We start from the raw sequence: 7,603 nt of genomic DNA, 5'->3' as shown, positions 1-7,603 counted from the left end.
GAAGTGGCCCGTGCGTTCATATTCCAAGTGGACCACGGGACGGAGCCACTTCGCGGCTACGTTGAGGACATGAGCACATCCGAGCGGATCTCCCCCGCCCCAGCCACCAGCGCTGCCACGGTTGCCCCGCCGCCGCGCCGGATCGACCTCGACGACAAGGCGCCGGACTTCTACCAGGCGATGTTCGCGCTGGACAAGGCCGCGTCCGCCGGGCTCGACCCGGTCGTGCGCGAGCTGGTCCGGGTGCGCGTCTCGCAGCTCAACGGCTGCGCGTACTGCGTCGACAAGCACAGCGCCGGCGCCCGCGAGCTGGATGTCACCGAGCAGAAGCTCACCGGCCTGACGGTGTGGCGCGAGACCCCGTTCTTCACCGCACGCGAGCGCGCCGCCCTCGCGCTGGCCGAGGCCGTCACCGAACTCGGCGCCCACGGTGTCCCCGACGCGGCCTACGACGGGGCCGCCGCGCTCTTCGACGAGGACGAACTGCCCCGGCTCATCGCGATGTGCGTGACGATGAACGCCTGGAACCGGCTCGGCGTGACCTGCCGGCTCAGCCCCCGGACCCGAGCCTGACGCCCGCCGGCTCCGCGCCGGCGGCCTCCGCCGGGGTGCCGCCCTCCCCGTAGCGGGCCAGCGCCAGCCCGCCGGCCACCGCCAGCACGAAGCCCGCGACGGCCGCCGGGGCCCAGCCGTCCCGGGTCCGGTCGTGCAGCGCGAGCACCCCGACCAGCGCGGGGCCGACCGTCTCGCCCAGCACCATCCCCGCGGTGGCCGCGGTGACCGAGCCCTGGTGCAGCGCCGAGGTCAGCAGCAGGAACGCGGCGCCGCCGCCGACCAGCAGGGCGTACGACGCCGGGTTCGTCACCAGGGCGCGCACCGTCACCGGGTCGAGCAGCCGCACCGCGACCTCGACCACGCCGAAGCCGAAGCCCGCGCCCATGCCGAGCAGCGCGGCCCGGAACCGCTGCGGGAGCCTCGCGGCCGGCACCGCGCCGAGCGCCAGCACCACGAGCGCGGTCGCCAGGGTCGCCCAGCGCAGCGCGCCGCCGCCGTGCCCCGATCCCTCGCCGCCCGAGGCCAGCGCCAGCAGGGCCAGCCCGCCGCACACCGTGGCCACCCCGGCCCACTCCCCGCCGGCCAGCCGCGCGCCGAGCAGCGGGCCGGCCAGTACCGCGGTCACCGCCAGGCTCGCGGCCAGCGCGGCGCCCACCGTGTACACCGGCAACGCGCGCAGCGCGATCACCTCCAGGACGAAGCCCGCGGTGTCCAGGCCCAGCCCGGCGATGTACGGGGCCTGCCGCATCGCCGCCACGAGCAGCCCCGCGGCCCCTCCGCCGTCCTCCGCGCCCCGTGCGGCTTTCGCTTGCAGCGCGGTGGCCGCGCCGAAACAAAGCGCGGCGCCGAGCGCCGCGACCAGTCCCATCACCATCCGCCGATGCTACGGCGCCCCTGCCCCGCCGGGCGCTCCGGTCCCGTGCTCGCGGGACCTTGCGGCGCGCTGTGGCTGGTCGCGCAGTTCTCCCCCAGAGCTCCGCCTGGGAGGTACCCCCACGCGCCCCTGGGTTTGCTGCGGCTTCTTCCGCGAAGAAGGGTGCGCCGCTGGTGGAGGTGCGCTTTGTCGCGGCGACCAGCCACAACCAAGGGGCGCGGAGAACTGCGTGACAAGCCCACCACCGGCAGGTGGTCCCGGAACCGACAGGACCACCCACCCCGGAGGGTCAGGCCAGCGCTTCGCGAAGCCTCTCCAGGGACCAGTCGAGGTCATCCTTGGAAATGGTCAGCGGAGGCGCCAGCCGGATCGTGGAACCGTGGGTGTCCTTGGCGAGGACGCCCCGCTGGAGCAACCGCTCCGTGAGGGCGCGTCCGGTGCCGAGCGCGGGGTCCACGTCGAGCCCGGCCCACAGCCCGCGGCCGCGCACCGTCGTGATGGCCCCGCCGGAGGCGATCGCCGCGAGCTCGCGGTGCAGGTGGTCGCCGAGTTCCGCGGCCCGCCGCTGGTACTCCCCGGTCCGCAGCATGGCGACGACCTCGATGCCGACCGCGCACGCCAGCGGGTTCCCGCCGAACGTGGAGCCGTGCTCGCCCGGGTGGAAGACCCCGAGCACGTCACGGGAGGCGACCACCGCGGAGACGGGGACGACACCGCCGCCCAGCGCCTTGCCGAGGACGTACATGTCGGGGACCACGTCTTCGTGCTCGCAGGCGAAGGTGCGGCCGGTGCGGCCGAGGCCGGACTGGATCTCGTCGGCGATGAAGAGCACCCCGCGCTCGCTGGTGAGCCGCCGCACCCCGGCGAGGTACCCGGGCGGCGGCACGAGCACGCCGGCCTCGCCCTGGATCGGCTCGATCAGCACCGCCACGGTGTCGTCGTCGACCGCGGCCTCCATCGCGGCGAGGTCGCCGTACGGGACGATGGTGAACCCCGGCGTGTACGGGCCGAAGTCCGCGCGGGCCTCGGGGTCGGTGGAGAAACTGACGATCGTGGTGGTGCGGCCGTGGAAGTTCCCCTCGGCGACGACGATCTTCGCCCGGCCGTCCGGCACGCCCTTGACCTGGTAGCCCCATTTGCGGGCGGTCTTGACCGCGGTCTCCACCGCCTCCGCCCCGGTGTTCATCGGCAGCACCATGTCCTTGCCGCACAGCTCGGCCAGCGCCTGGCAGAACTCGGCGAACCGGTCGTGGTGGAAGGCCCGCGAGGTGAGCGTCACCCGGTCGAGCTGGGCCTTCGCCGCGGCGATCAGCCGCGGGTTGCCGTGGCCGAAGTTGAGCGCCGAGTACCCGGCGAGCATGTCGACGTACCGGCGGCCGTCGATGTCGGTCACCCACGCGCCCTCGGCGGAGGCGATGACGACGGGCAGCGGGTGGTAGTTGTGCGCGCTGTACTCCTCGACGACCGCGATCTCACGGTCGGTCGCGGTGCTGTCGGGCGCCGTGGCACTGCCGGAAGCCGAGCTGCCGGGGTCCTCGTTCGTCACGTGCGTACTCCGTTCGTCGTACGTCAGGAGCCAGGCCGGGCCTGGAACGGGGCGGGGGTGGTGCCCCTGCTTCTATCGTCGCTCACCGCGGTCCCGGTGAAACCTCCCGCGGACACGCCCGCGCATCTCAGGATCGGCGGCATCTCCCGGCGGTGTGGGAGCGGGCCCGGGGCCTGAGACAATGGGAGTATGGCCAACCTGCGACCTCGTGCCCTGTCCGGCATCCAGCCCACTGCCAGCTCCTTCCACCTCGGCAACTACCTGGGTGCGATCCGGCAGTACGTCGCGATGCAGGACACCCACGACGCCTTCTACATGGTGGTGGACCTGCACGCGATCACCGTGCCGCAGGACCCGGCGACGCTGCGCGCGAACACCCGGCTGGCGGCCGCGCAACTGCTGGCCGCGGGCCTGGACCCGGAGCGCTGCACGCTCTTCGTGCAGAGCCACGTGCCCGAGCACGCGCAGCTCGGCTGGCTGATGAACTGCATCACCGGCTTCGGCGAGGCGTCCCGGATGACGCAGTTCAAGGACAAGTCGGCCCGGCAGGGCGCCGACAGCGCCACCGTGGGCCTGTTCACGTATCCGATCCTCCAGGTCGCCGACATCCTGCTCTACCAGGCCGACGCGGTGCCGGTCGGCGAGGACCAGCGGCAGCACATCGAGCTGACCCGGGACCTCGCCGAGCGGTTCAACGGGCGGTTCGGCCAGACCTTCAACCTGCCCGCGGCACACATCGTGCGCGAGGTCGCGAAGATCTACGACCTGCAGGACCCGACCGCGAAGATGAGCAAGTCCGCGGCCTCCGCGAAGGGTCTGGTGAACCTGCTCGACGAGCCGAAGGTGTCGGCGAAGAAGTTCCGCAGCGCGGTCACCGACACCGACACGGTCGTGCGGTACGACGAAACGGAAAAGCCGGGCATCAGCAACCTGCTCAGGATTCACTCCGCCCTCACTGGCACCGGAATCGCCGAACTTGAGGAGCGATACGCGGGCAAGGGCTACGGTGCGCTCAAGACCGACCTCGCGGAGATCTTCGTGGCGTGGGTCACCCCGTTCCGTGAGCGCACGCAGGAGTATCTGGGAGACCCCGAGACGTTGGACTCCGTTCTGGCCAAGGGAGCCGAGAAGGCACGCGCCGTCGCCGCCGAGACACTGGCGCTGGCGTACGACCGGATCGGCTTCCTGCCGGCGAAGCACTGAAGTACCGGCCGCACGGCCGGATGGATCGGGTTGTGACGCACGTCGCTGTCCGGTTCGTAGGCATGCGCGCGACACTGAGCAGGACGACCGAGCACGACACGAGCGGCACACAGCACAAGAGCACGAAGGCGCACGACCGCGAGGCGACCCGGGAAAGAGGTGAACGCAGTGGGTACCACCACCATCGGCGTGTCCATCGCGGTCCCGGAGCCGTACGGACGGCTGTTGCAGGATCGGCGGGCCGGCTTCGGTGATCCCGCGGCCTTCGCGATCCCCACGCATGTGACACTCCTTCCGCCGACCGAGGTGGCCCGCGAGGAGTTGCCCGGCTTCGGCCGGCACCTCTCCCGGGTCGCCGCGGACGGGCGGCCGTTCCTGATGCGGCTCGACGGCACCGCGACCTTCCGGCCGATCTCCCCGGTGGTCTACGTGCGGATCGCCGAGGGGGATGTCGCCTGCGGTGAGCTTCAGGAGCAGGTGCGGTCCGGGCCGGTCGCCCGGGAGCTCCAGTTCCCCTACCACCCGCACGTCACCGTCGCCCACGGGATCGCCGAGGACGCGATGGACCGGGCGCAGGCCGAGCTGGCGGGGTTCGCCGCGCAGTGGACCGCGTCCGGCTTCGCCCTCTACGAGCAGGGTGCCGACGATGTCTGGCGCCAGCTCCGGCTCTACCCCTTCGGCGCGGAAGAGCTGCCGCCTCTTCCCCACCAACACGGCCGCCGCGTCACCGCTCCGCGGTAGCAGGACCGCCAGGGGCGGCTGGTCCCCCAACCGGCGGGACAGGGGCACCCGGGGGGTCCCGTTACCGGGGTCTCGTTACCGCGGAGCCGTGATTCGGCGGAACAAGGGGCGGGGGAGGTGGCGGAGGGCGGACATGATCGGGCGGAGCCGGCCCGGGACCCAGATCAGCTCGGCTCGGCGCCGCAAGCCGGACTCGATCGCGGCGGCAACCACCTCGGGTGTTGTGGCGAAGGGCGCCGCGGGCAGGTGCGCCGTCATGCGGGTCCGTACGAACCCGGGTCGTACTGCCATGACGTGGACCCCGCACGGGTGCAGCGCGTCCCCGAGTCCTTGGGTGAAGGCGTCGAGCCCGGCCTTGCTGCTGCCGTAGATGAAGTTCTCCCGCCGGGCGCGTTCGCCGGCGACGGAGGAGAGGACGACGAGGGAGCCGTGCCCCTGGCGCTGGAGCGCCGCCCCGCAGACGAGGGACGCGGAGACCGCCCCGGTGTAGTTGGTCGCGGCCACCCGTACGGCCGACAGCGGCTCCTGCTCGTCGCGCGCCTGGTCCCCGAGCACGCCGAAGGCGACCAGCACCATGTCGATGTCGCCCTCGGCGAAGACCTTGCCGAGGACCTCCTCGTGCGAGCCCGGGTCGAGCGCGTCGAAGGCGGTGACGTGCACCTCGGCGCCGAGCGCGGACAGCTCGGCCGCGGCGGCGTCCAGTGCGGGGGAGGGCCGTCCGGCCAGGTGCACCCGCCGGGTGCGGCGGGCGATCAGCCGGCGTGCGGTGGCCAGCCCGATCTCGGAGCCGCCGCCGAGCACCAGCAGGGACTGGGGAGCCCCGAACGCGTCCTTCATGAGCGAACTCCCTACGTCACAGCGCGAGCCGCCGCGCCAGGTCCGAGGTGATGGCGCCGCGCGGGTCGTAGCGGGCGCGCAGGGAACGGAAGTCGTCCAGCCGCGGGTACATCCGGGCGAGCATGTCGGGCCGCAGCCGGGAGTCCTTGGCGAGGTAGACCCGGCCGCCGGCGGCCGCGACCTCCGCGTCGAGCTCGTCCAGGAGTGCACCGAGCCCCGGCAGTCCCGCGGGGATGTCCAGCGCGAGGGTCCATCCGGCCATCGGGAAGGAGAGCCAGCCGGGGTCGCCCGCCCCGAACCGCTTGAGCACCGCGAGGAAGGACGGGCAGCCGCGGGTGCTCAGCCGGTGTACCACCGAGCGCAGCGTCTCCTCCTGGCCCTGCCCGACCACGAACTGGTACTGCACGAAGCCGGCCCGGCCGTAGATCAGGTTCCAGTCCGGCAGGCCGTCCAACGGGTGGAAGAAGGTGGCGAGCTTCTGCAACTGGCCGCGCCGCTCGCGGGGTGCCTTGCGGTACCAGAGTTCGTTGAACAGCCCGACGCTGGTGCGGCCGAGCAGCCCGTCGGGTGCGGGGCGGGGCGCGGCCGGCAGCCGGCGCGGGCGGAAGGCGAGCGGGGCGCGGCGGGCCCGTGCCGGCAGCGCTTCGAGCGGGGCGTGGTCGCCGCGGGTGAGCACGGCCCGGCCGGTGCGGGCGCCGCGGGCGAGCAGGTCGATCCAGGCCACCGAGTAGCGGTAGCGGTGGTCGGTGGCGGTCAGCCGGGCCATCAGGTCGTCCAGGTCGGTGGCCCGCTCGGTGTCCACGGTCATCAACGACGTCTCGACCGGCAGCAGTTGGATCGTGGCGGCCAGCACCACCCCGGTCAGGCCCATCCCGCCGGACGTCGCCCAGAACAGCTCCGGCTCCGCCTCCGGGGTCACCAGCCGGGTCTCGCCGTCGCCGGTCAGCAGCTCGAAGGCCCGCACATGGCGGCTGAAGGAGCCGGAGACGTGGTGGTTCTTGCCGTGGATGTCGGCGCCGATCGCGCCGCCGACGGTGACATAGCGGGTCCCGGGGGTGACCGGCACGAACCAGCCGAGCGGCAGCAGCACCTCCATCAGCCGGTGCAGCGACACCCCGGCGTCGCACGTCACCACGCCGTTGACGGCGTCGATCTCGTGGATGCGGTCCAGGGCGGTCATGTCCAGCACCGCGCCGCCGGCGTTCTGTGCCGCGTCGCCGTATGCCCGGCCCAGGCCCCGGGCGATGGCGCCGCGGCCGTCGCAGGCCCGTACCGCCTCGACGACCTCCTCGTACGTGCCCGGGCGCAGCAGCCGGGCGGCGGTCGGGGCGGTGCGGCCCCAGCCGGTGACGGGGGTGGTGGCCGGCGCGAGCGGTACGGGCATGTCCGTGAACGTACCGTCGGCCAACCCGGAGAAATGCCCCATTGGGTGAGATTTGTCGTTGTATGCGGCTTTTCTCACCGTAACGGTCGATCGGGAGGGGTAAGGGCGAGTGCCGCACGGTAAGGATTCGCAGTCCGATGGCCGAATCGTATGACTCACGTGCCGTGCGTGACGCGCATGACGCACGCGACCCAGGGGACGCGGTCGGCCGGCAACGAGAAGCCCGACGGAGGAAGCGAGGAGGTGCGGCCGGTGTTCCGCCCTGATCACGACCTGCTGACCGTGCTGCGCGGCTGCGGCCGGCAGCCACATGCCGCGGCGGCGGCGAGGGGACTGTCGCTGGCCGGCGAGCACGGCGCGGTCTGGTTCGCCGCCGGGCTGGCCGGCGCGGCCGCCGACCCGGCCCGCCGCGGCGCGTGGCTGCGCGCCACCGCCCTGGTCGCCGCCGCGCACGTCGCGAGCA

Annotated in this window: 7 protein-coding genes and 1 pseudogene; 4 read left to right on the top strand and 4 right to left on the bottom strand. The window is 73.0% G+C overall.

Going from position 1 to position 7,603, the window contains the following annotated elements; genetic code table 11:
• Positions 1 to 69 precede the first annotated feature (69 nt).
• The gene (locus AC13HU_RS26655; protein ID WP_483044502.1) at positions 70 to 573 is read left to right on the top strand and encodes a carboxymuconolactone decarboxylase family protein; all 504 of its coding nucleotides are present in this window, start codon (positions 70 to 72) and stop codon (positions 571 to 573) included.
• Here AC13HU_RS26655 and AC13HU_RS26650 read toward each other — a convergent pair.
• Together AC13HU_RS26650 and rocD are read right to left on the bottom strand one after the other, a co-directional pair.
• The gene (locus AC13HU_RS26650; RefSeq protein ID WP_483044501.1) at positions 551 to 1,429 is read right to left on the bottom strand and encodes a hypothetical protein; all 879 of its coding nucleotides are present in this window, start codon (positions 1,427 to 1,429) and stop codon (positions 551 to 553) included. The genes AC13HU_RS26655 and AC13HU_RS26650 overlap by 23 nt on opposite strands.
• A gap of 289 nt (positions 1,430 to 1,718) precedes the next feature.
• The gene (gene rocD / locus AC13HU_RS26645; RefSeq protein WP_483044503.1) at positions 1,719 to 2,900 is read right to left on the bottom strand and encodes an ornithine--oxo-acid transaminase; all 1,182 of its coding nucleotides are present in this window, start codon (positions 2,898 to 2,900) and stop codon (positions 1,719 to 1,721) included.
• A 264-nt stretch (positions 2,901 to 3,164) separates the two neighbouring features.
• On the opposite strand from rocD, the gene trpS reads away from it, so the two are divergent.
• Positions 3,165 to 4,178 (top strand): tryptophan--tRNA ligase, encoded by a 1,014-nt coding sequence (gene trpS, locus AC13HU_RS26640; RefSeq protein ID WP_483044500.1) that lies wholly within the window; start codon positions 3,165 to 3,167, stop codon positions 4,176 to 4,178.
• Between the two features lie 168 nt (positions 4,179 to 4,346).
• Complete coding sequence (locus AC13HU_RS26635) at positions 4,347 to 4,919, top strand: 2'-5' RNA ligase family protein (RefSeq protein WP_483044499.1); 573 nt, start codon at positions 4,347 to 4,349, stop codon at positions 4,917 to 4,919.
• A 75-nt stretch (positions 4,920 to 4,994) separates the two neighbouring features.
• On the opposite strand, the gene dprE2 is transcribed toward AC13HU_RS26635, so the two are convergent.
• A complete protein-coding gene (gene dprE2 / locus AC13HU_RS26630; protein WP_483044498.1) occupies positions 4,995 to 5,756 on the bottom strand; it encodes a decaprenylphospho-beta-D-erythro-pentofuranosid-2-ulose 2-reductase in 762 nt (253 codons plus the stop codon).
• Positions 5,757 to 5,772: 16 nt separating this feature from the next.
• Entirely contained in the window at positions 5,773 to 7,140 is a 1,368-nt protein-coding gene (gene dprE1, locus AC13HU_RS26625; RefSeq protein WP_483044497.1) for a decaprenylphosphoryl-beta-D-ribose oxidase, read from the bottom strand.
• Between the two features lie 177 nt (positions 7,141 to 7,317).
• On the opposite strand from dprE1, the pseudogene AC13HU_RS26620 reads away from it, so the two are divergent.
• Positions 7,318 to 7,603: pseudogene (locus AC13HU_RS26620) on the top strand (hypothetical protein); the annotation flags it as partial.

It is taken from the genome of Streptomyces sp. NH27 (assembly GCF_056859195.1).
This window is presented reverse-complemented; position numbering and strand designations above follow the sequence as displayed.